This window comes from Flagellimonas hymeniacidonis, assembly GCF_008040165.1.
GTDB classification, from domain to species: Bacteria; Bacteroidota; Bacteroidia; order Flavobacteriales; family Flavobacteriaceae; genus Flagellimonas; species Flagellimonas hymeniacidonis.
Genome location: NZ_VRUR01000002.1, coordinates 608,883 through 633,257, shown reverse-complemented (window position 1 = coordinate 633,257; position 24,375 = coordinate 608,883). Strand labels below are relative to the sequence as shown.

General features: G+C 38.1%; 20 protein-coding genes. 6 read left to right on the top strand and 14 right to left on the bottom strand.

What is annotated here, in order from left to right; all coding sequences use genetic code 11:
* Positions 1-948: 948 nt before the first annotated feature.
* From FVB32_RS11695 to FVB32_RS11670, 6 genes are all read left to right on the top strand, one after another.
* Positions 949-1,509, top strand: a complete 561-nt coding sequence (locus FVB32_RS11695) for a helix-turn-helix domain-containing protein (protein WP_147743979.1) — start codon at positions 949-951, stop codon at positions 1,507-1,509.
* A 739-nt stretch (positions 1,510-2,248) separates the two neighbouring features.
* Entirely contained in the window at positions 2,249-2,581 is a 333-nt protein-coding gene (locus FVB32_RS11690; RefSeq protein ID WP_147743978.1) for a cupin domain-containing protein, read from the top strand.
* Positions 2,582-2,611: 30 nt separating this feature from the next.
* Positions 2,612-2,818, top strand: a complete 207-nt coding sequence (locus FVB32_RS11685; RefSeq protein WP_147743977.1) for a hypothetical protein — start codon at positions 2,612-2,614, stop codon at positions 2,816-2,818.
* Positions 2,819-2,831: 13 nt separating this feature from the next.
* Complete coding sequence (locus FVB32_RS11680; protein ID WP_147743976.1) at positions 2,832-3,911, top strand: DUF1611 domain-containing protein; 1,080 nt, start codon at positions 2,832-2,834, stop codon at positions 3,909-3,911.
* Positions 3,908-4,993: an alanine/ornithine racemase family PLP-dependent enzyme gene (locus FVB32_RS11675; protein WP_147743975.1), complete on the top strand. Its 1,086-nt coding sequence runs from the start codon at positions 3,908-3,910 to the stop codon at positions 4,991-4,993. The genes FVB32_RS11680 and FVB32_RS11675 overlap by 4 nt, the downstream gene beginning before the upstream one ends.
* Positions 4,971-5,645, top strand: coding sequence for a M15 family metallopeptidase (locus FVB32_RS11670; RefSeq protein ID WP_147743974.1), 675 nt, complete (start codon positions 4,971-4,973; stop codon positions 5,643-5,645). The genes FVB32_RS11675 and FVB32_RS11670 overlap by 23 nt, the downstream gene beginning before the upstream one ends.
* 133 nt (positions 5,646-5,778) lie before the next feature.
* Here FVB32_RS11670 and FVB32_RS11665 read toward each other — a convergent pair whose 3' ends face one another.
* The 14 genes from FVB32_RS11665 to FVB32_RS18020 form a co-directional block, all read right to left on the bottom strand.
* A complete protein-coding gene (locus FVB32_RS11665) occupies positions 5,779-7,056 on the bottom strand; it encodes an Nramp family divalent metal transporter (RefSeq protein ID WP_187269563.1) in 1,278 nt (425 codons plus the stop codon).
* Positions 7,057-7,060: 4 nt separating this feature from the next.
* Entirely contained in the window at positions 7,061-7,729 is a 669-nt protein-coding gene (locus FVB32_RS11660) for a bifunctional 4-hydroxy-2-oxoglutarate aldolase/2-dehydro-3-deoxy-phosphogluconate aldolase (RefSeq protein ID WP_147743973.1), read from the bottom strand.
* Between the two features lie 7 nt (positions 7,730-7,736).
* On the bottom strand, positions 7,737-8,783 hold the full coding sequence (locus tag FVB32_RS11655) for a sugar kinase (protein ID WP_147743972.1): 1,047 nt from the start codon (positions 8,781-8,783) through the stop codon (positions 7,737-7,739).
* A 34-nt stretch (positions 8,784-8,817) separates the two neighbouring features.
* Positions 8,818-9,573 (bottom strand): SDR family NAD(P)-dependent oxidoreductase, encoded by a 756-nt coding sequence (locus FVB32_RS11650; protein WP_147743971.1) that lies wholly within the window; start codon positions 9,571-9,573, stop codon positions 8,818-8,820.
* Positions 9,574-9,585: 12 nt separating this feature from the next.
* A complete protein-coding gene (locus tag FVB32_RS11645) occupies positions 9,586-10,347 on the bottom strand; it encodes an SDR family NAD(P)-dependent oxidoreductase (protein WP_147743970.1) in 762 nt (253 codons plus the stop codon).
* A 25-nt stretch (positions 10,348-10,372) separates the two neighbouring features.
* Complete coding sequence (locus FVB32_RS11640) at positions 10,373-11,650, bottom strand: MFS transporter (RefSeq protein ID WP_147743969.1); 1,278 nt, start codon at positions 11,648-11,650, stop codon at positions 10,373-10,375.
* Between the two features lie 228 nt (positions 11,651-11,878).
* The gene (locus FVB32_RS11635; RefSeq protein ID WP_147743968.1) at positions 11,879-12,580 is read right to left on the bottom strand and encodes a FadR/GntR family transcriptional regulator; all 702 of its coding nucleotides are present in this window, start codon (positions 12,578-12,580) and stop codon (positions 11,879-11,881) included.
* A 187-nt stretch (positions 12,581-12,767) separates the two neighbouring features.
* A complete protein-coding gene (locus tag FVB32_RS11630; protein WP_147743967.1) occupies positions 12,768-13,685 on the bottom strand; it encodes a polysaccharide lyase family 7 protein in 918 nt (305 codons plus the stop codon).
* Between the two features lie 49 nt (positions 13,686-13,734).
* A complete protein-coding gene (locus tag FVB32_RS11625) occupies positions 13,735-14,607 on the bottom strand; it encodes a polysaccharide lyase family 7 protein (RefSeq protein ID WP_246139878.1) in 873 nt (290 codons plus the stop codon).
* A gap of 164 nt (positions 14,608-14,771) precedes the next feature.
* Positions 14,772-16,739, bottom strand: a complete 1,968-nt coding sequence (locus tag FVB32_RS18025) for a PKD domain-containing protein (protein WP_147743965.1) — start codon at positions 16,737-16,739, stop codon at positions 14,772-14,774.
* An 18-nt stretch (positions 16,740-16,757) separates the two neighbouring features.
* On the bottom strand, positions 16,758-18,221 hold the full coding sequence (locus FVB32_RS11615) for a RagB/SusD family nutrient uptake outer membrane protein (RefSeq protein WP_147743964.1): 1,464 nt from the start codon (positions 18,219-18,221) through the stop codon (positions 16,758-16,760).
* Positions 18,222-18,238: 17 nt separating this feature from the next.
* Positions 18,239-21,340, bottom strand: a complete 3,102-nt coding sequence (locus FVB32_RS11610) for a SusC/RagA family TonB-linked outer membrane protein (protein ID WP_147743963.1) — start codon at positions 21,338-21,340, stop codon at positions 18,239-18,241.
* A 346-nt stretch (positions 21,341-21,686) separates the two neighbouring features.
* Entirely contained in the window at positions 21,687-22,034 is a 348-nt protein-coding gene (locus FVB32_RS11605) for a cupin domain-containing protein (RefSeq protein WP_147743962.1), read from the bottom strand.
* Between the two features lie 56 nt (positions 22,035-22,090).
* On the bottom strand, positions 22,091-24,148 hold the full coding sequence (locus tag FVB32_RS18020; RefSeq protein WP_147743961.1) for a polysaccharide lyase family 7 protein: 2,058 nt from the start codon (positions 24,146-24,148) through the stop codon (positions 22,091-22,093).
* Positions 24,149-24,375: the final 227 nt, after the last annotated feature.

Sequence of the window (24,375 nt, the reverse complement as noted above, 5' to 3'; positions counted from 1 at the left end):
ATTTTAAAAACCGTTACGGCCAAGGAGATCAACCTCAAAACCCCTTGGCGCAACGGAACCTCTTCCAAATGATACATTAAGATAAAAACACCGCAAAAGCGTTTTAGTATTAACTATCTTACATTCTTGGAGGTTTAGATTATGCCTTTGAGGTTTTGAGGTTTTTGTTGCTAACTCTGGTAAACTTAGTACCGAATTGCCTTGCGATACTCCTTTAATTAATCAATGGGGTATATCTGCTAATGGATAACCCGTTTGGATCAATACTTTTTTCGAAGTGCAGTTTATATCTGAATAAATTACTACAAATACTGGCTTAATATTTAATTGACAACGCTATCAACTAGACGAAAGAACCGACAGATCATAACAAGTTGTAAAACAACATTCTAACCTGCTTATGGAACTCTAATCCGCTTGCAATTCTTTATCCTATAAAATAAAAGACCTGTTTATCAAAATCAAATCTTACCAAATTCTTAAATCTGAGCTCAATTAGCCTTAAAAAAGGCACATTTTTAAACCTTTTCAGAAATTAAGGTTGTTATTAGAGTAACTTCAATATTCTTAAAGACTCCCGAAGTGCCAACATCAATACTAGTTTTTACACTTAATTTGTGGTTTAAACTGCTACTTTCCCACTTGGATTCGACAGGATTAAGCCTAAACAACTCAGTTTTCACAAACAACGGCTTCAGAGTATTGAAAATAACCGTTTTAACAATAAAAAGATTATTGTGTTCATACAACAAGACACCATTTATTGATTACCTTTAAAATATACAATTTCAACTACTAATCACTGGTTTTAAAAAATCTTAGAACCCGTTAATTAAACTGGAAAAGCTTATTACCTATCTAGGATTTAAGATATTAAAGTTCATTGCTTTTTGTGAAAACTAGCTTGACAATCACCTTTGCTTTTTACTTGACCATTAAACCAAAAACATGAAATTATACATTAAATATATGGTCAGTCAACGCTGCAAAATACTGGTAAGGGAGGAATTGATAAAGTTAGACTTGGAACACGTAATTTTAGATCTCGGAATGGTAGAAATCCTAGGGGACATTCCAAAAGATAAACGAATTCTGTTTGCGCAAAACCTCCTTAAATCCGGACTCGAATTGCTTGATGACGCGAGGAGCATCTTAATTGAACGAATAAAGACCGCGATCATAGAAATGATCCATTACACCGATGAAATTCCAAAAACAAATTATTCCGGTTATTTAACCAAAAAATTGGGGTACGACTACACGTATTTATCGAATACATTTTCTGAAGTGAAAGGAATCACCATACAGCATTATATCATTAAACACAAAATTGAAAGGGTGAAAGAATTATTATTATATGATGAGCTCAATCTCACGGAGATTGCCCATAAACTTCACTATAGCAGCCCATCCCATTTATCGAATCAGTTTAAAAAAGTTACTGGCCTCACACCTTCTTTTTATAAAAAAATGAAGAAAAAAAGACAACAAAACCTGGAGAACCTGTGATATATGTAAAGTTTGCAAAGATTTATATAGCAAAATTCCCATGATTCTGTCGCACCTTTACCTATTGTTATGATTTTAATCAACACTATTCAAAAAACACGGAACATATGGACATATTTGAAAGAAACAATTTAGTTTATAGTATTCTCAAAAAATTAAAAAATGTCTTTAGATCAATATTTGATATGGGAAATCCTCAAACCTCAAGAGAAAATGAATTGGAAAAAAATCTAAATCCAGTTTTAATCAGAATAAAAAAATAATTTGAGGTAATGGTAAAAACATTGCCCGAACCGTTCTAAGAGAAAGAAAATCTAATTTTGTTTGTTGATAAGGGCTTTTAAATATTTAGAAGCCATAAAAAGAGCAGGAACCAAAAACACTGCTCTTTTTTTATTCAAATACAAGTAGTGGATAATAGTACTTTTCCGTAACTGCTTTTGTATTTCTATTTTCTACAAGTTAATGGCCCACAAAAAATAAAACTATGAGAAAATGTGCTCTCTCGTTTATACTGCTAGTGGCAATGTTGCTATTGTCTGTTTTATTAAAATAATCAAAATCTAATCCAGAATATACACTATGTCCAAAGAAAAAGAAGGAAAACAGAAATCGGGAAAAACTGCGCCCTCAAGTACCCCTAAAGAGAAGAAAGCCGCCAAAAGGGCAAAACGGAATGCCAAAAATAGAACAGAATAAGAGGATCAAGAAAAACATCCTCAACCTTAGGCACTTAACTATGGAGAAAGGGGAATTTGAAGAATCCAAGAAGTTTAACTTGGTGGATGTACTGGAATACAGTTCTAATGAGATAGCGGTAAAAAATATAAAAGTTGAAAACAACTGTGTCATACAGGCCTTTGCATTTGATTATGGCAAAGTGCAATCATTTGAAAAATCTCCTTTATTGAGGTTTATTTACATCATCGAGGGCAAAGCGGAAGTTGTTATCAATAATAACTCCACCTTCATGCAAAAAGGAGATTCCATACTTATACCAGGTCATTCTACCAGTTCAATTGAGGCGAATCTTAAATTCAAAATGATCTGCACTACCATAAAAAATGAATAAGACAGCTGTTTTAATGCTAAAAAACACCTCATGGAAAAGAGTAAAGTAGAGAGTAGATACAAAATAGGAGATATCGTCTGTGCCAAAGTGAGGCCTTCGGTATTACTTGTAGTACGATTGTATGCACGCAAAGTTTACTACTGCACCATTCAAAATGACCCTTTGGCAAATGAACTGGTTTATTTTGATAGGGAACTGAAATCTTGCGATGGAATCCCACTAATTCAGAAAACTTAAGAAAACAACATTTATGAAAGCTAATACATTGGTTTATTGCGAGAACGAATTTGGGAATGTAGACGGTAAAGTAGCCAATGGACTTATTCGGCAATCTGAAAGGTACACTATTGTTGGAATTATAGACAGTTCCAAGACCGGGCAAGATGCCGGCGAATATCTTGATGGCATAGACATTGGAATCCCCATCTTTGAAAGTATGGAGCATGCTTTAGAAGAATTAAGCACTATTCCTGAATATTTTATCTATGGTATTGCCCCGCTCGCTCCATTTTTAAACAATGAACAAAGGGAAATCATTTTTACGGCTATGAAAAGTGGGATGAACATCATTAATGGTCTTCCTGAGTTTTTTAACGATAACATTCAATATACCAATGTCGCGCTCAAATACGGTGTAACCATACTAGACGTTAGAAAACCTCCAGCTCGTAAAAATCTACATAATTTTTCTGGACGTATTGAAGATGTAAAGGTTCCGATAATAGCGATAATGGGTACTGACTGTGCGGTTGGCAAAAGAACTACCGCATTATTAGTAGTAGAAGCATTACGGAATGAAGGCCTTAATGCCGTCTTTGTGACCACCGGTCAGACAGGCTTGCTCCAAGGCTCCAAATACGGAGTAGCCATAGATGTTTTAACATCAGGGTTCGCCACTGGAGAAGTTGAAAACGCCATCCTAAATGCTTATGAGCAAGAACAACCAGACATTATTGTTGTGGAAGGCCAAGGGGCTCTGAGCCATCCTGCATTTACTTCTTCAAGTGCCATTCTGCGTGGGGCAATGCCAGATGCAATTATTATACAGCATCCTCCGAAACGAAAAAGTTATTGTGACTATCCCAAAATTCCACTGTTGGACTTGGTAGACGAAATCGAAATGATAGAAATATTCTCCAAATCAACGGTCATAGCAATTACCATTAACCATGAAAACATGACCGGTGCAGAAGTGAACCATGTAATAGGTCAGTATGAGTCAGAATATAATCTACCTGTTACAGATGTCCTACTACATGGATGCGATAAACTGGTAAATGAGTTGATCAAAACATTTCCAGAGTTAAAAAGAGAGCCGGTGCTGGTTTGATTCTCCCTAGGATAGATATAGATTTAAGAAAGATTGCCCACAACGTACAACAATTAAAAAAACTGTATGGTTCTAAGGGCATCAATATAATAGGGGTTACCAAAGTGGTTGGGGGCAATCCAATAATCGCTGACGTTTTAGTCAAAAATGGTATTGAAATTCTTGCAGATTCTAGAATTTCGAATATTATAAAAATGCGCAAAGCAGGTATACGAGCACAATACCTGTTACTCAGAATACCCGCACTCAGCGAAGCGGAAGAAGTGATTATTCATACACACATAAGTCTAAATTCTGAATTGGCAGTTCTAAAAAAGCTCTCAGAATACGCCTCAAGAAACCATATTGTGCATAAGGTTGTTCTTATGGTGGAACTTGGTGACTTACGAGAAGGAATCATGCCATCGGAAATTAATACCCATGTAAAGGAGGTACTAAACCTGGAAGGTCTGGCCTTGGTAGGTATAGGAACAAATCTCGCATGCTTTGGCGGAATAAGCCCTGATGCGCACAAAATGAATGAGTTATCTTCAATAGTTGAACGTTTAGAAGAAAAATTCAAAATCACCCTAGCTATGGTGTCCGGTGGAAATTCTGCAAATTACAACTGGTTCACCTCTTCAAAAGATGCGGGCAGAATAAATAGCTTACGATTGGGTGAATCTATTTTTTTAGGTAGAGAAGCACTTTGTAGAAAACCCATACCAGGGCTTTTTACCGATATTTTTACATTAATGGCAGAGGTTATCGAAGCAAAAATAAAACCATCACAACCCTATGGGGAAGTATATCAAAATGCGAACGGTGATGTTCCTAATTTTAAGAATAAAGGCTTGATGAATAGGGCCGTTCTAGCGATTGGAATACAAGACATTATTGTTTCTGGAATTGTTCCAAAACAAAATGTGGCCATTTTAGGTTCAAGTAGTGACCATATCGTGATAGATAACACCAGAGCAAGTCTAAAAGTGGGGGACGCCGTAGCATTCGATCTGAACTATATTGCATTATTAAGAGCATTTAGCACTCCTCATATTACAAAAAACACAATCGATATATATGAATGTGCAAGCATACTGTGAAGCGGTCGAAGCAAAAGACCTTCAGCTTAAACTTTTAGCACCCTCCATTTGGGTACGAGAAAATCATTCACCACTAGTGAGTTTGATGAACACGAATCTTAATTTAATCCTTGAACCCTCGATCTCGAAAAACTATCAGTATCTCATCAGGGAAGATATCCTTACAAAGCTAGACCGAATCAGCACACAATTGGATAGGCAAAATAAAATTTTGATCATTCGTTCTGCTTGGAGATCCTTTGGACATCAAAAACTTTTATGGGATTCTAAATTTACCTACTACCAAAAAAAGCACCCCGAAAAGTCGGATGTTGAAATTAAAGAAATCATAAGTTATTTTATTGCTCTTCCGACAAAGTCTATGCATGCTACAGGTGGAGCAGTAGATGCTTTGATTTATGACAAACTTGAAGATTGTGTAATGGATTTTGGAACTAACAAGGGCTTGGAAATCAATCTTTCAAAAAAATGTTATCCCTATCATCCAGATATTAGTCCTGAAGCAAAAAAAAATAGGGCCTTGCTTATCGGGCTGTTTGAAGAAGAAGATTTTGTATGTGATATAAAAGAGTACTGGCATTTCGATTATGGTAATGTTGTTTGGTCCATTGAAAAAGAAAAGGAATATGCCATTTATGGGTCCATAACTTAGGTGTGTCAACCAACTGAATGAGAAGTAAAGGTTTTAATCAACTTTAGATGCGAGTCGTAGAGGGAAAGCAACATTGATGAACTTACAATTTAAAAGCTACATCCAAAATGTTCTAAATGGTTTAGCCTATTTTCTAGAAATAATTCGTTAATGCCAATATTCCGTTATAAGATATTACCAATGAAAAAAATAGAGCAGCTATAAGCCCAACATTAATTCCTATACCTGTTCTATATTCTTTCATTAAGCTTTTATTGTTGACCAACATGAGTATCCCAAAAATCACCAATGGCAACACAAACACATTGAAAATCTGAGAGAGAATCTGCATCTCAACAGGATTTGATCCAAATATTGGAACTATTAACGCAAATAGGCAAGCAAAGGCCGTAATTCGCTTAAATTGCTTGGAACTGGTGTCCAACTTCCCAGATTGGTAGTCCGCTATTAGAATGGGAACTATCAGTAAAATGGGGAAAATTGAGGAAAGCCCGGCACTTAGGGTTCCAAAAAAGAAAAGAGTCAACGCAAATTTTCCGGCAACAGGTTCCAAGGTATTTACCATATCCAAAACTTGGGTTACTGGTTTTCCATAATAAAAGAGTGCTCCAGTAGCGACTGCCATAATAGCGGCACTTATTGCAAAGACCAAGATTGCGGCCACAATCGCGTCCTTTTTTTGTTCTTTTCGGTTTTTGATGGTCCAACCTTTGCCTTTTACAAAAAGTGGGCGCGATAAAAAAGTTGCAGCAGCCATGGTTGTACCAACAAATGCGGCCACCAACATTTTACCACCTTGCACCTCAGGAATACTAGGGACAAGTCCATGTAATACATCTGAAGGTAATGGGTAAACCATAAAAAGGGATATTAGAAAGGAGAGCCCCATTATGGTAACAAAAATGACTAGAATCTTTTCGAAGAAAGTATATTTACCTACCAAAAGAAGGGCATAAAAAATAGCCGTTACCGCTATGGCAATGACTATGACCGTCTCATATTTATACTGCACAATCTGCGGAAAATAAATCGCAAATATCTCATAGATGATGTTTGCTGAAATACCCATAATTCCCATCAAAGAATTCCACTGTCCAAAAGCGATTCCAATAATAATGAGAATGGCAATGACCTTGCCCCATCTTAAGTGTTTTTTGAATGCGAATAAGGCTGTTTCTCCCGTAATCAAGGTGTAATTACCGTAGACATATATTAGAATACCCGAAAAAAAACAACTCAACAACAGTACCCACAGCAATTGCATTCCATAAGTACTACCGGCCACAATCATTGAGGTAACACTTCCTGTTCCGACGGTATAACCAATGGCAAAAATTCCTGGGCCGAATGCCAACACCAATCCGAGCAGTTTTTTTAGAAATGTTCTCTTTATGGGTTGTTGGTTTTTCACGGAATCAGTTTCTTATCTTGATAATGGTATTTAGTGTCTTTTTCACCAGATTCTCGAGGGCTTCAAAATCCTTATTGGCCAATATTTCCTTTCCTATCAACTTTGATCCCATGCCGACACAAGTCACGCCTGCTTCAAACCAAGCCCTTAAATTATCTTCTTCAGTACTTACTCCTCCCGTAGGCATAATGCTCGTCCATGGTTGTGGGCCCTTAATTGCTTTCACAAAGCCAGGGCCATATGTAGCGCCAGGGAACAACTTGACAATCTCGCAGCCCAGTTCCTCCGCCCTATTAATTTCCGTCAAAGAGCCGCAACCTGGTGACCAAAGCACCTTTCTTCGGTTACAGACAATAGCAATATCTTCCCGCAGGGATGGAGTGACTATGAAATTGGCACCCATTTGCATGAACGTTGAGGCAGCACCTGCATCGGTTATGGAGCCTACTCCCATGATCATACCAGGGAGTTTTTGAATGGCGAATTTGTTTAATTCAGAAAATACCTCAAAGGCAAAATCCCCTCGGGCGGTAAATTCCATCAATCTTGCGCCTCCCTTATAACAGGCTTCGAGCACGTTCTTCCCCAATTCCACATCTGGATGATAAAAAAGGGGTACCATGCCGGTACTCTTCATTGTATTTGCTACTTCAATTCTTGAAAATTGTGCCATGATCTAATTATCTAGCTACCCGGCCGGATGCATCTCCACCCATTAGTTTTTCAACTTCATCCACAGTAACCAAATTTGCATCACCTTTTATGGTGTGCTTGAGGCAAGAAGCAGCAACAGCGAAATTCAATGCGTTTTGATCATCCTCCGGATATTTAAGCAATCCGTAAATCAGACCTCCCATAAACGAATCGCCACCACCCACACGGTCAACAATATGGGTTATTTGATATTCAGGAGACGTATACATGGTCTTCCCATCATAAAGTACTCCTGCCCAGGTGTTATGTGAGGCAGATAATGAACCTCTTAATGTTGTAATCACCTTTTTGGCTTTTGGAAAACGTTTCATCATTTGTTCGCAAACTGAAAGAAAAGCTTCAGCTTTAACATGCTCGCCTTGAGTAGTGATGTCGAGCCCTTCTGGTTTTATGCCAAAATGTTTTTCAGCATCTTCTTCGTTACCCAAAACTACATCACAATAGGATGTCAATTCGGACATGATTTCTTCTCTTTTTGCATCATCGCAATATTTCCAGAGTTTTGCCCGGTAGTTTAAATCTGTAGAAATGGTTACGCCCATGTCGTTAGCGGCCTTCACTGCCTCTAAACATGCATCTGCCGCGCCTTGCGAAATTGCTGGTGTAATTCCGGTCCAATGGAACCATTCCACACCTTCGAAGGCTGATTTCCAGTCAATCATTCCTTCTTCAATTTCCGCCATTGCGGAATGTGCTCGGTCATATACTACCTTACTTCCTCTACTAACAGCACCTGTTTCCAAGAAATAGATACCCAAACGATTCCCGCCAAAAATAATTTTATCGGTGCCAACACCTCGTTTACGCATTTCCATTAAAGCACATTGTCCTATGTCATTATTAGGAAGTCTGGTGACAAAATCCACCGGCACTCCATAATTTGCCAAAGAGACTGCTACGTTGGACTCTCCTCCCCCATAAACAACATCGAAATTGTTTGCCTGGGAAAACCTTAAAAATCCTGGAGGTGCTAATCTTAGCATAATCTCTCCGAAAGTCACTACTTTCTTCATCTTAAATCCAATTTTTGATTGCTAATTGATTTGCTCAGCTAAAAGCCAATCCGCCGTTTATATCGATATTATTTCCTGTTATAAAGGAGGCGTCGTCAGAAGCTAAATACGCAACTAAATCTGCTACTTCGTTTGCATTACCTTCTCTCCTTAGAGGGGTACCCGCGGCCACTTTTTCCCTTACCTCATCTTTGGTAAAATCGTCATGGAATTTGGTTCCTATCAAACCAGGGCAAAGGGCGTTTACGCGAATTCCTTTTGGCCCAAGTTCTTTGGCCATAGCTCTAGTGAATGTGCTAACCGCACCTTTAGAAGAGCTGTACAAGGCAGAGCCGCCTCCGCCACCATCCCTTGCGGCTTGAGAGGAAAGGTTAATTATTGAAGCTCCTTTACCCATTAATGGTTCAAAAGCCTGGGTTACGAACACTGTTGATTTAAAATTTACATCCATCACCAAGTTGTAAAAGGCTTCATCAAATTCTTCCAATGTTTTTCTGGCAAAAAGACCTCCTGCATTGTTCACAAGAATATCAATTTTATCCCCAAAGGCAGCAACAATTTTTGCTTTTAAATTTGCAATATCCCCAAGATTTGACACATCTACCTTAATTGCAATTGCCTCTTGACCCAAAGATTTTATTTCTTCCACTGTTTTCTTAGCACCTGATTCAGAATTGAAATAGTTCACGACCACCTTGGCGCCCTCTTTAGCGAGCTTGATGGAAATGGCACGGCCTATGTCTCTAGAACCACCCGTAACTATAGCCACCTTACCTTTTAACTTACTCATTATTTATAGAAATTAAATACCTAAAGCCTGTCCACCACCTATTTGGATAGTTTCTGCTGTTATAAACGATGCGTCCTTACTTGCTAAGAAAGAAATAACACCAGCAACATCTTCTGGTTGACCCAATCTTCCTAGCATAATATTATTTGCCCAAGAAGCAAAAACTTCTGGTTTCGTCGCTTTAATTTGAGCATGAAATGGTGTATCAATAGTACCTGGAGATACTGCGTTTGCTCTAATACCATATTCAGCCAAGTCTTTTGCCAAAGCTCTAGTTATTGCATGGACACCAGCTTTGGATGTTCCATAAACTCCGGCTCCAGGCCCACCAGCGGTCCATCCAGCATTTGATGTATAGTTAATTATGGAAGGGTGTTCTCCTTTTTTGAGAAAGGGAATCGCAGCTCTTGAAGCAAAAAACACAGAATCGAGGTTAAGTGCCATTACAAATCTGTAAAAATCTGTTGTCATTTCTTCGAACCTAGATCTTCCACCTAATCCGCCGGCGTTATTAACCAACACGTCTATTTTACCATATTTTTCACCAATTTTGGTGATGTTAGAAGTTACTGCTTCTTCGCTTGTAACATCAAAACCATAATATTCCGCTTTTATTCCTTGTGCTGAAAGTTCTTTCACTCTTTCCGCTCCCGCATCATCCTCAATTCCGTTTAAAATCACTGTATAACCATCTTGCCCCAATCTTTTTGCAACTTCGAAACCTATACCTCCTGTTGCTCCTGTAATAATTGCAACCTTTTCTTTTGATATCATTTGTTATTCTTTTATTTGATGTTCGTTATATCGAATCAAGTTCGACTGGTTTAATTTTTCTAATTAAGATATATATCGATAGTACGGCCAAAGGGGCCAATACTGCAATAATAATAAATGCCGGAGTGTATGAAACCGTGGTTATTTTTGGGATGAGCCAATTCATGATAATCACGGAAACAGCGGCGACGGTTCCTGCCAAACCTGCTAATGTTCCTACAGAAGGTCCTTTGAGTAAATCACTCGAAAGCGTCTGTATATTCCCAATAGCAAATTGAAAGCCGAATAACACCACTGCCACTATATAGATGAAAGTCATAGGGTTGTTGCCTTTCACAAAGAATATAATGCCCATGAGCCCCATGAAAATCAAAACACCTCCTATTAGAATCGAAATCTTTCTGGAATAGTCTACGGAATGTTTTTCCATCAGTTTACCACAAAACCATCCACCTAAAATGCTTCCGGCCATTCCACCCAAGTAGGAAATCCAGATGGTGGACCCTATTTCCTCGATACTAAAGCCAAATTTTGAATTCAGGTACAAGGGCATCCATCCAACAAACAGCCACCAAATGGGTTCAATGAAAAAACGCGAAACCAAAACACCCCAGGATTCTTTATAACTTAAAATCTTGGCTAAAGGAAGCCCTTTTTCCTTTTTGGTTTCGTCAACTGGCGCTATGCGATCTGAAAGTATCAGATTGCGCTCTTCTTCTGTAATCCATGGATGTTTTTCTGGTTTTGCCTTATTGATGAACATCCAAGGAAAAATCCAAACAAAGCCAATCAAACCTAAAATGATAAAAGTACTTCGCCACCCAAATTGAGCATACAGAAATGCAATTAATGCTGGGGCAATGACGCTGCCTAATGAAGCACCGGCATTAAAAATTCCCTGTGCAATGGCTCGTTCTTTTATCGGAAACCATTCGCCATTACTCTTCACTGCACCTGGCCAATTTCCGGCCTCACCTAAACCAAGCATGGCCCTAACCACCGAGAGTGATACCAAGCCTCTTGCAAAAGCATGCAGTACCGCTGCTGCAGACCAAAGTGTAATTGAAAACACAAAACCTAATCGCGTGCCAATTTTATCGTAGAGTTTACCTGATAAAAACTTGCCTAAGGCATAGGTTACCATAAAAACATTCAGCATGACCGCATAATCTGACTCATCCATACCTAGGTCTTTACCCATTTCCGGCCACATTACGCCAAATGCGGTTCTATCAATGTAATTGATTACGGTGGCAATGCAAATCAATGCTATTACCCACCACCTTAAGCCTTTTAATTTCATTTTTTTAAGTTTTAAGGAAGTATTGACAAGGGTTTTTCTTAAAGGCAAAATGGTTCATATTGAAACCCATCCTTTTCGCAAAACACTTTTGGAACTTAAACTTGATATGTAAACCCTATTCATTAAAAGGAGTTGCCATCGTATTTTGTTCAATTCTTCTTCCCTCCAAATATTTCAAAACAGTAAAAACAAAAGCGTGCAATTTTGTTTTACCTCTAATATTAATCTTTAAATGTTATAGCAATACTGATACAAGATTTTAAAATGCGCCTTCATTTTTTCTTTGGCCTTTTTTGGATCTTGTTCTTTTATAGCTTCATAAATATCTTCGTGTTCTTGAATTCCCTTTAACGAGAGATTGGCATCACAGACATGGTATTTTTCAAAATTTGTAATAATCTCCGGGGTAATAATCAACATGAACGTGTTCATGGTGCTATTTTTGCTTGCTTGTGCTATGGCCAAGTGAAACAATAAATCTTCTTCTACAGCATCTCGCCCATTCAAGACCTTTTCCTTGTATGCATCCAAAGCATGCCTCATTTTTGCTAAATCTTCATCTGTCCTTCTTAAAGAAGCCAAACGTACCGTTTTAAGCTCTAAGAGGATTCGTGTTTCTACCAAAGACTTAAAGTCGGGGTCTTCCAACCTTAAGATATCATCCATCATACCGCTCATGGCAATTTGTCCTATATCCGCTATAAAAGTCCCACTTTGGGGCCTGGATTTTAGAATGCCAAAAAATTCCAATTTTTGAATAACTTCCCTGACATTGCTTCTACTCACACCGAATTTTTCGGAAAGCATTCTTTCTGAAGGTAATTTGTCTCCAGGTTCTAGATTTTTATAAGTTATCAAATCTCGCAACTTGGAAATTACCTCCTTTTGCACCTCTCGGTTTTCACTCTTTGTAAGTATATCAACTCTCATAAATTATCTCAATCTAAAATTGGTTAACCAGATTGGTTTGTTAAATTTAAGCAAATTACTTTAACCCGTAAAGCATTATTTTTATTCTTATTCACTATAATTTCCGTGTCTGGATGAAAAACTATCGGTCAAAAATTTTGTCCGATAGTTTTTGGTATTTAACTAAACTAACTCAAAAAAAATACTCTTAATGTTCAACCAGTAAATCATAATATTTTACCCGAGCATATGAACCTTCATCAGACGTTTGCAAATAATTCCCTGCCTTAAAATAGTTCTCAAAAATGCCCCATTTTTTTATATCATCACCTTCATATACAACTGACTCTGTATCATTTAAAATCACTTCCATTCTTCCATCGGAAACCAAGACCTCTAGTGAAAACTTATCGAACCCCACTTCTTCATTAAAATTAAAGCCCTCATCATCTGTCCACGAATCAGTGCGCAAGATGTCAGCATTGGAAACATCTGGGTCTTTTAAAACCTTTGTCTTTACCCTTACCTCACCATTTTGCCAATAAATCTTAAGCATTGGTGGCGCATTATTGTCCTTTTGGCCAATCAAATCCCTTTGTTCATTTGTCAAACGCCCATGAATCTGCATAATGATGGTTCTATGGTATTTGTCATCTGAATCTTTGGAAATATCGTCCATTGCCAATGTTCCTTTAAGCCTTCCTCCTTGGGAAAACGTCCAATTAACCGAATTGCTGCCAGGTTCCATCTGTTCCCTAAGCTCTGTTCTTGATCTAGAGGAGTTTGCCGTAGTGGCTCCAGGATAGGTGTAGAAAACCAAAGCACCTTCAATAGAGTCATTATACATGAACGGTTTTAGCTTTTCGTTGGTAGCATATTCCAATATTTCCGGGGGTTTTACTTCATCTGGGCGGCCTATTGGCAGGGTTACTTTCCAATTGCTCAAATCAATTTCCGGTAGTATAAAAGAAGTATCCTCAGTATCTGGCTCTGGAATCTCTACAACATCATTTGTAGGCTCCTCACCAGCTATTTCATCTTCTTTTTCTTGAGAAACTGAACTGCTTTTTTGACATGAACCAAGAATCAAAAAAAGACAAATAAGATTGAGTAGGCTTTTAAACATGGTGTATTTGGATTAAACAGTTATTTTTTTATTTGTGGTTTTGAAACGGTTAATGTTCAACAGACAATTCGTAAACTTTCACGTTCGCAAATGCTCCTTCATCTCTAGTTTGAAAGTAATTTCCAACCTTAAAATAGTTTTCAAATACTCCCCATCGTTTTATACTGGCATTATCGTAAACAAAAAACTCATTTTTATTTAAGGAAACTACCATTTTACCATCGCTGACTTTAACTTCAATGGTAAATTTTCTAAAACCAACTTCTTGTTCAAAATTTTTGCCTTTATCATCGGTCCACGCTTCTTTGTACAAAATTGCTTTTTGGTCCACCCCTGCATATTTTAAAACCTTGGTTTTCACTCGGATTTTACCATTTTGCCAATAAATCTTTAAAATAGGTGGAGCATTATTATCTTTCTGTCCAATCAATTCTCGTTGTTCATTTGTTAACCGGCCATGTATTTGAGCAATAATTACCTTGTGATACTTTCCATCATCAGTTCTTGAAACATCGCCCATCGCCATTTTAGCTTTCAACGTACCGCCTTGTGCAAATGTCCAATTTACTTTATCATTACCAGGTTCCATCTGTTCCCTAAGTTCTGATCGCGAATATTTTGTATTGGCCGTAGTGGCATTAGTTGGATACGCATGAAAAACCAATGCGCCAGACACTGAATCATTGTACATAAAAGGTGCTAAAACCTCATTATTTGCGTAGTCCAATATCTCAGGTGGTGAAACACTAATTGCACCTCCTTTTCCTTCACCCTCGGGTATAGTAACCTTCCAATGGCTTAAATCTATATTTGGTAGTTTTACCTTTTTCTTCTTTTTATTTCGTTTTTCAATTTTGCTATCCGATTCTGTACCACTACTTTTCTTGTTTTGAGAAGTAGCACCAACAGCTAGAAATATCATTAAAAAAATTGTTAGAGATTTCTTTCGGAAAATGTTCATTTTATCAATTCTTATTAGGTGTAATCGTTACTATATCTATTTTTATTTATTCAGCTCTTGCGTTATAATACCACCCAGTCCCGAATTTAAAGCCTGGGTGGTTTTACAATCGCTTGATTTCTATACTAATTCTCTGTTATTTCTACATTATCAAGAAAGACCTCAGTACTGCCATCTACAGCAAGTAAAGCCCTTACATAAATAACTATTTGATTTGTAGATGGAGTGAATGTAAAGGTGCTTGTAGTAAACACAGTCTTATCTGCATTGAAATCGTTGGTAATGTCAAAATACGCATCAATAGCAGGGTCAGAAGTAGAAGCATCAATACCCGTCTCCGTAGTGATTTCTGTATTTAAAATAAATACTTCAGTATTAACTCCCATGGCTTCCGAACGTGTATCAATTGAGAAAGTATACTCAACTCCTTGCTCTACTTGAACAGGTTGATATAAGCGTCGACAACTATTGCTTATTTTTCCACCTCTTGTTCCATTATTTCCATCACTGGTAGAACCAATTTGCTCATTGGTACAATATGCTCCATCAATATAATCGTTTAAATCCTCATTTCTCCAAGTATATGGACTAGGAATTTCAGCACCACTCTCGTCTAAAATAGTAGGATTAGGTGTCATGTCCCAAGCATCTGCATTATCACCTGTACTACCACTACCTATAACTCCATGATCATCAAAAGTACCGTTAAGAACCTGTACCACAAATCCTGCAGCAACTGTAAACTGCGCAGTGGCTATAGATGTGGCACCTGTAATACTAGATGCTGTCAAAGTTACCGTGTAAGTCCCATCTTCTGCGTAGGTATGTGAAGGATTCATTCCAGTAAATTGGAACCCATCTCCAAATTCCCATAATAGAGATACGGCATCTTCTGAAGCATCCGTAAAAATATAGGTCTTGTAGTCCATAGCATCAACTTCAAAGGTGAAATCTGCTGTGACCGGTGCCTGTATATCGATGGTTTGTTCTAAAGTAGTTGACAAACCAGAGTCATTTGTAGCTATAAGCGTTACAGTATAAGTATCAGCTTCCGTATAAATATGGGTTGGAGATTCCTCTGTGGAAGTATTTTCATCTCCAAAATCCCATTCGTAGCTAGTGGCTCCTGTTGATGAGTTAGTGAATGTATACTCTAAAAAATTGATTTCACTTTGCGCAGAACTAAATCCGGCAGAGGGAGGTACTGCACCGGCAGCCCCAACATCTATGGTGAAATCATCCAATCTACATTCCACTTCGCCATTCGTAAAAAAGATAGCAACAGTATTATTGATTCCAGAATTAAAGGACAACTTCTGTTGCACATAAACATCGGGCTCTGAATCATCGGTAACGGTTACAGAAGCAATAACACCATCTAAAGCTTCTTCTTTGGTGCCAAATGGACCAAACTCTGTAACACCCAATACAGCAACGGTTAGTGAGGGGTCTGACGAACCGCTTAACATGGTATACCAGAATCTCAAGTCATAATTTGTATCAGGCTCTACAGTAATCTCTTGGTAACCAATACGATCCCCAGCAGGAACGGGTAACTTAGCACCTTGATCTCCAAAAGTTACCGGATCACCTGTTATCTGAATAACACCGCCTAAGTCATTATTTCTCCATGAGTCTCGGCCATCACCACCACCTTCTGGTAAGGTGTCATCCTCAAAACCTGCCTCAAGAATAATTGGTTGAAATGGTCCTTCCACAACCATAACGTCAATGGTTATAGCACCCGTAATACCATTTGCATCACTAGCAGTCAATGTTACCGGGTAGGTGCCTTCACCACCTTCGAATGTAAATGTTGGATCTAAATCGGTTGACGTATTTCCTCCTCCAAAATCCCATTCGAATGATGTCGCCTCAGAAGAAAGATTACTGAAATTAATCATTCTAAAATCATCAGAAGATGATGCATAAGCAAAGTTAGCTTCTGGAAATACGGTGTCCGCTTTAGAATTTGCATCAGGTAACTCATCTCGAAATAGTTCATCACCTACACAGCTAACGACAAAACTGGCTACAACCAAACTCAAGAGCAGCCATTTTGTATTACTAAATATTTTTACTTTATATTTCATAGTGTTTTTATATAAATATTAATACCCTGGGTTTTGTGTCAAAAGGCCTTTGCTTATGTTTATTTCTCTAGCCGGAATTGGTAACAATAGGGCTCTTGAATTATAGATATATCCCATTTCAGCTGCATGGGCTGTCAATATATCATCTGCAACACCAAATCTTAACAAATCAAACCAGCGCTGATTCTCAAATGCCAACTCCACGCGCCTTTCAAGTAAAAGTTCATCTTTTGATATACTTGATATTGGGTTTGGTGCAGTATCTGGAAACGCCCTATCTCTTACCCTTTGAAAAGAAGTTACGGCAGCTGGGACACTCGTTGATGAACCTCCTGCCAGTATCGCTTCAACATGCATCAATAGCACATCGGCAAAACGTATTGCGATATAATCATTCCCAGCATTTCGGGCATTTGGACCATAAGGATCAGGATCCGCATTCACATCAAATCCATCCGGGAAAAACTTTGCCACTTCATTTTCATCAGGTGCAAGTGTCCCATCAAAATCGGTAATAGATGTTGCTGTTCTAATTCCTCCATTGGAAACAAAAGCTATTCTAAGGTTATCATTGACAATGTTTTGTCCATCTTCTCTACCTGCGCGAACTGAAGAAGTAAACTCAGATGAAAAACTTTGACTTTCCTGAGCATTTCCTGATTCATATTGAATTGCAAAAATTATTTCATCATTCAATTCTGAATAAAATACATCATGATAGTTAGGCTCTAAATCAAAATCCCCACTATTGATAATCGCTTCACATAATTGTTCTGCACCTGTATAATTGGGACTTGCTTGTGTTAAATATACCTTTGCTAACAAGGCTTGTGCCGCTGCCCTAGAGGCTCTAGATTTATAGGTATTATCCAATACAGCCACCGCTTCTTGTAAATCGGCTACTATTTGGGTATAAATTTGAGCTTCAGGTATTCTTGTAAAAAGGGCTTCTTCATCTGTAGGCCCGACCACTTCGGTTACCAAGGGGACATCGCTGAACAACCTAACCAATTTAAAGTATGCATAAGCTCTTAAGAATTTGGCTTCTGCCGTATAACTTGCTTGATTACTTGCGTCTGCAACATCAATAAAATTCAAGATATTATTGGCTCTAAAAATCACCTCATACATGGAAGCATAATAATCTTCAGATTCTACGTTGTTGGCATTTACCACGTATCTATGAAAATCAGATTTTGAACCTTCAAGTGTGGCATTTCTCGTATTATCGGTACGATGCTCCGTTAAAAGATGTTCAAATTGTATCCCTCTGTTCGCATTACCAATATTTGTTACGGTATTTTCATTGACCCCTTGAAGGGCATCATAGATTCCAATAACTCCAGCTAATACATCTGCATCGGACTGAAAAAATGCATCTACCGCAACTGAGGTATCTGGTAATGGATTTAAAAACTCATCACTACAGGAAGTGAGAACAAATCCTGTGATAGCTAAGATTAAATATTTTATATGTTTCATAGTTTATTTTTTAGTAATTAAAAATCAATGTTCAACCCTAATGTCATGGTTCTGAATATCGGTGTTCCTGCTCTTTGGGAGCCATAGGCTCTTGGATTACCATTATCATCATGTTCTGGATTGAAACCGTGATAATCATCAGCAGTGACATAAATCAGATTCTGACCGGTGACATAAATTCTTAAAGCGCTTAAACCTAATTTGGATAGTACATCATCTGAAAAATTATAACCAAGGTTTACATTACGTAGCGAAAAGTAATCTGCGCTTGCAATAACTTCACTTGTCAATACTTTTTCTTGAATGAAAGATGGATGTGGAACGAGGCCATCGGCTACTGCTTGTAATTCACCACCACTTCTGGTCCTATTTCCAAACCAATTATAGAAGTATTGATCTCCAATGTTATTTACTTGTGCCCCTAGGCTTCCTTGAACCTGAAATGATAAATCAAAGGCACCTAATTGAAAGTCATTGGTGAAACTGTACAACAAATCTGGATAAGGGTCTCCTAAAATAGTTTTGTCCTCTTCGGTAATAATTCCGTCACCATTGAGATCTTTAACGATAGTGTCATCGGCTTGGCCGTTAATTCGATTCCATGGATTGTCGACATAGGTTGTTCTAAACTGGGTATCATCATACACATCAGTATCTACAACATAACCCCAATAAGATGATATTGGCTCCCCTATTCGATTGATCCATTGAGAATTTCTACCGTATGTATCCTCTATAAGTGCATTGTTCGAATCACCAAAACTCAACAATTCATTTTGGTTGGTAGAAGCAATTAAAGTAGAACTCCATCGAAACTTCTCGTTAACAATATTTCTCGTTCTAAGTTCAAGTTCCAACCCTCGGTTTTGCACTTCTCCCAAATTCACGATACCATTATTAAAGCCTGTGATATATGAAACTGGATTATTTAATAGCAATTCGTCACTATTTCTTTGGTAATAATCTATGGAACCTGAAATTCTATTGTTTAAAAAACCGTAATCCAAACCAACTGTGAATTCTTCAGAAGCTTCCCATTGTAACAATGCATTTGCAATATTAAGTGGCGAAACACCAGGAGCTACACTACCATCAACAATGGCGTTGGAATTTTGCAACAAGGCCAAGTATGGCCAAGTGTTTACAGTTTGGTCTCCTACATTAAAATTCTCTGAACCAGTAAGACCATAACTGGCCCTAAGCTTTAAATTGGTTACAAGGTCACTGTTAATTAAGAAGTCTTCTTTGGCTACGTTCCAACCTGCGGATACCGCGGGGAAATTACCATATTTGGAATTTACACCAAAAACAGAACTACCATCGCGTCTAAAAGAGGCATTAAATAAGTACTTGTCCTTGTAGGCGTAATTAACCCTGGCAAAGTAGCCTACCTTTCTAAGTTCGGTATTGACCTCTGAAAAACTTGCGATTGCCGTTGCTCCTTGTAAATTTTTAAGTAAATCGTTGGAATATCCGTTTCCAGTAGTAATACTTTCTTCGGATTTCCGCTGCTGCACTGTCATCCCTGCAAGAAAACCAAGATCGTGATCGCCAAATGTTCTGCTGTAGTTCAACGTATTATCGGAAATCAGTCTTGTACGGAATCTATTCTGTAAATTATATTGAGCCCTGCTATTACCAGCTGCATGGTGCCTTGTACCGTCCCATCTTCTTCGTGTTCTTTGTTCTAAAGTGACCCCTAAAGATGTTTTAGCTGTAAGCCCATCCAAAATTTCGTAACTAAAATATGTAGAGCCGAACAACTTGGTATTATCCTCGAAATGTTCACGCTCAACGTATTGTGCGAATGGATTTGAATCACCAGAAGTTCGAGGTCTTTCTGTATTGCCATCATTATCATAATCCCTGTTTTCCAAATGGTTTTCAAAGAAATAATCTCCAACACCTACATCTGGGTAATTGCTTCTATTTATAAATTCAAGCGTTTCCTCAGTATGATAGATAGGCAACCATGGCGACTGACGTGTTGGGTTATGTATTGATGTAGGCAGCCTTCTTTGCTCTGTGAAAGATGGTGAAGCTCTAAGTCCAAATCTTAATTTGTCAGTCAATTTTGTATCCAATTTCAAATTTACGATGTATGATGTATAGTCATCTGTGATAACAACACCCTCATCATGTAGTGACCTTAAAGATGCACTGAACTTGGTATTTTCAGAACCTCCTCTTGCAGAAAAAGAATGACTTATAACGTTTCCTCCATCAAAGAAAACATCTTGCCAATCTCTGTCAATTCCAGTAATCCTAACAAGATCCTGCGCGTATAAGGTTTCGCCAGAAAGTGTACCGGTAGCGGCTTGCTCTATTCTTGACCAATCTGCAACACTCTTCCTATAATCATCACTTCCATGAGCTTCCTTAAAACCTAAGTAGGTTTGATAGCTGAATTGTGTTTTACCAGCCTTACCAGTTTTTGTGGTAATAAGGATAACACCGTTAGAGCCTTCACTACCGTAAATAGCCGCCGATGCTGCATCCTTTAATACTTCGAACGATTCCACATCGTTCATATCAATATTTGCCAAAAATTCAGAGCTTACAACTATTCCATCGACCACTAATGCAGGGCCAGAGTCCGCAGTTATCGATCCAAAACCACGAATGGTAATTGTAGGAGCGCCACCTGCTTCCGCATTGGTTGCTTGAATATTGACCCCGGATACTTGACCAATAAGGGCTTCATCTACCCTTGACACCGCAATTTGGTCCAAATCATCATTAACTACTTTGGAAATAGAACCGGTTAATGTCGATTTCCTCTGCGTACCATAACCAATAACGACGACTTCATCCAGTTCGCTCGTATCTTCTTGAAGTATTATATTAATAGATGTCTGTCCATTAATAATTACAGTTTGTGTCGCATAACCAATGTATGAAAACTGTAATACATCTCCATTAGAAACCTGAATGGAATAATTACCATCAAAATCGGTCTGAGTTCCTCTTGTTGTATTTAAAACAACAACATTCGCCCCAGGAATTGGAACGTTGTCTGTGTCCTTCACTGTGCCAGCAAGACTGATGTTGTCCTGAGCAAATAATTGAATATTGGAAAGCAATATTGCAATTAATAATAGTTTAGTTTTTAAATTCATTTGTTTAGTTAGTTTCAATAATTCATGTTGATTAGTAAAATTCAATTCACATTGTGCATTGTGATTTTCGTCTTCACTTACTGATAAACATCACTGACCACCAAAAATCAAATGAATTCCGTAGTTTTGTGTTGACAAGTAACAGTAAAGTGTATTTGTTTAAGTATTACTTCCCTCCAAAGAAGTGATATCTACAAAAGGATAGGCGTGCACCTATCCTTTTTTGTTGGGTTATGTTTTCATATTTTGTTGTTTTTATTGGTATTCCAAACTGGTTAACCAATTTGGTTTACCAAATATATGTTATTTTTTCGTTAAAAAAAGTAAAATGTTGATTTTAACACTTTTACTCCATGAAATCCTCACGAATGGGACTGAAAACATCAATTAAAACCCCTGCTTCAGTGCAAATCGCTCCATGCATGGCGTGTGGAGGAATATAAAATGAATCGCCTCCTTTCAAGGTTTGTGTATTCCCATCAATAGTAACATCAAAACTTCCACTTTCAACATAGGTCACCTGGGAATGGTAATGTTCGTGCATTTGACCAACGGCTCCTACTTCAAAATGAACCTTGACCAACATAATCTTATCATCATAGCCCATAATCTTCCGTTTTAGGCCTTCACCCACAACCTCCCAGTCAAGATCTTCTCCTTTTATAAATTCTTTACTTGCTCCAAATGTTTTCATATAATAGTGTTCTTATAAAATTCAAAATATAATTCTCTTGATTGCTTTATTTCGATTCAATTTGGTAGTATGCCTGGACCCACGGTTCCTTCTCTAAACCATACTTCGGTGTAACAGCCATTCTCATATTGCTTAGCAATATCACCTCCATAGGTCTCCGCCCCTGCGCACCAAACCTTGTTTGTTTCAGGATCTTTTCCGTTGGTTTGATTATAAGCCCCTTGTTTGAAATAACCTAACTCACCTTTATAGGCAGTTGCCCGTTCTGTTCCATCTTGCCCAATAGGTACAAAGAGTCGCTGCACCTGTTCCGGAAGATCGGATTGATTAACATAATCCGATACGATAAGATTTTTTGTGAACGTTTTTGTTTTGTGGTTATCACTTTTGAAAGTCAGGTACATGATGCCTTTATATACATTTACCTCGTAGCTAAATTCTTCTCCCAGTTCAATACCATCCGATGGCTCCTCTGGATAGTCATTTTTATCTTTTCCAATGACGGACATATCATGGCCCCATACGGCGGTTGAGAAATCCCATCTTTTAGAATTATCGTCACCTGCTGTGTTTATCTCATAATTCCAAAAGACGGAGCCTTTTGTATGGCCAGGGAATTTTTTGTAAAATATTTTTAGGGGTTCATTTTCATGGCCTTCACCACCATGAATTTGCCCAACAACTACAGAGTAAGAAGCTGCAACCGTTGCATCACCTGAAACAGAGACCTGCATAACCTTGCATGTACCTGTCAGATTACCTCCTTCTTCAGGTGTCCATTCTCTTTTTTCATGCAACTCGGTTCTTGTATTACTGGAGTTTTTTGAGGTAACACCTGAATTTGGTGTTTTGTAGACCACCCATCTCCGGGTACCATCAATTGCAGTATAGAAAAAATCCTTGTGTTCGAAATCGATAAGGTTTTCCACATGCGTTCCATCCCCCATCAGAATTTTAAACTTGTCCATAAAAGGAATTACCTCACTGGGGTATACCGATTTTGCACTTAGGCCATCATTTGCTTCAAAATACCCCGCATTGGATATGGCATCTTCCGGAATAGTGATACTTGCGGATTTAAACCAGACTTCAGCGTAATTTCCGCTTTCATATTGTTTTTGTAAATCGCCACCATAGGTTTCCGCTCCGGAACACCATACCTTATTTATCTTAGGGTCTTTCCCGTTCGTTTGATTGTAGCACCCCAGCTTAAAAAAGAGTCCTTCGTTGGCGTATGCATTTTCACGTTCAATCCCATCTTGCCCTATGGGCACAAACAAATTTTGAACCTGTTGAGGGATGTCCTCCCGTTTCGAATACTCGGAAGTTATTAAGTTCTTAGTGAATGTTTTAGTCTCATGCCCTTCACTGGTGAACGTTAGGTTCATGATGCCATCCTTAATTTCCACTTCATAGCTGAACTCTTCACCCAAAGCTATTCCATCTTCTGGCTCCGGAGGGTAAGTGTTTTCATCTATGCCGACCATGGAGAAGTTATAGCCCCAAATAGGATATGAATAATCCCATCGTTTAGAATTATCATCCCCTACTGTATTGATTTCATAATTCCAAAAAACAGAGCCTTTAGTATGACCTGGAAATTTTTTGTAAAATATTTTTAATGGTTCATTTTCATGACCATCCGCACTATGTATCTGACCAACAACTACAGAATACGTTGCTGCAACACGGGAATCCCCAGTAGTGGCCACATTCATTACTTTAAGGGTTGCCTTCATATTGGCTTCAGTTTTTGGCAACCACTTTTTTAATTGAGCAAGTTCGGTTCTGGTATTGTTTGAAGTGCCATGTGTATTGCCAGCATTAGGTGATTTAAATACTACCCAATCCGCCTTGTCGTCACTTGTGGCATAAAAGAAATTCTTGTTCTCAAAGTGTGTCGCCTGACCCACGTTGGAACCATCTCCCAAAATTAAATTCCATTGTTGGAAAAAGGGTATGATGTCGTTTGCATAGGTCACTTCAGTTGCATCCCCAACATTACTTGTTGTGTTCTTTTTTTTATTACCATTTCCGCAACAACTCAGTAACAAAATGACAACTGCTGCTGCTGTATAAGAGGTAAAATCCGATTTGAATATTTTAAAGTTCATATTCTATAATGTGTGGGTTATTGTTAAAGTGATTAGGTACTCAGTTAAATTTCAACGGTTGCAATGCATTCTTCGACATTCAAAACAAACCTTTCTATATGGTGGTTTTAGCATCTTGTAATTCGTAAAGGAAATTCCCATAACGGTGTAAAAAGCTTATTTCTTAAAATTGGTTAACCAGTTTGGTTTACCAAAAATACATATATTTGTAAGACGAGCAAATTTTT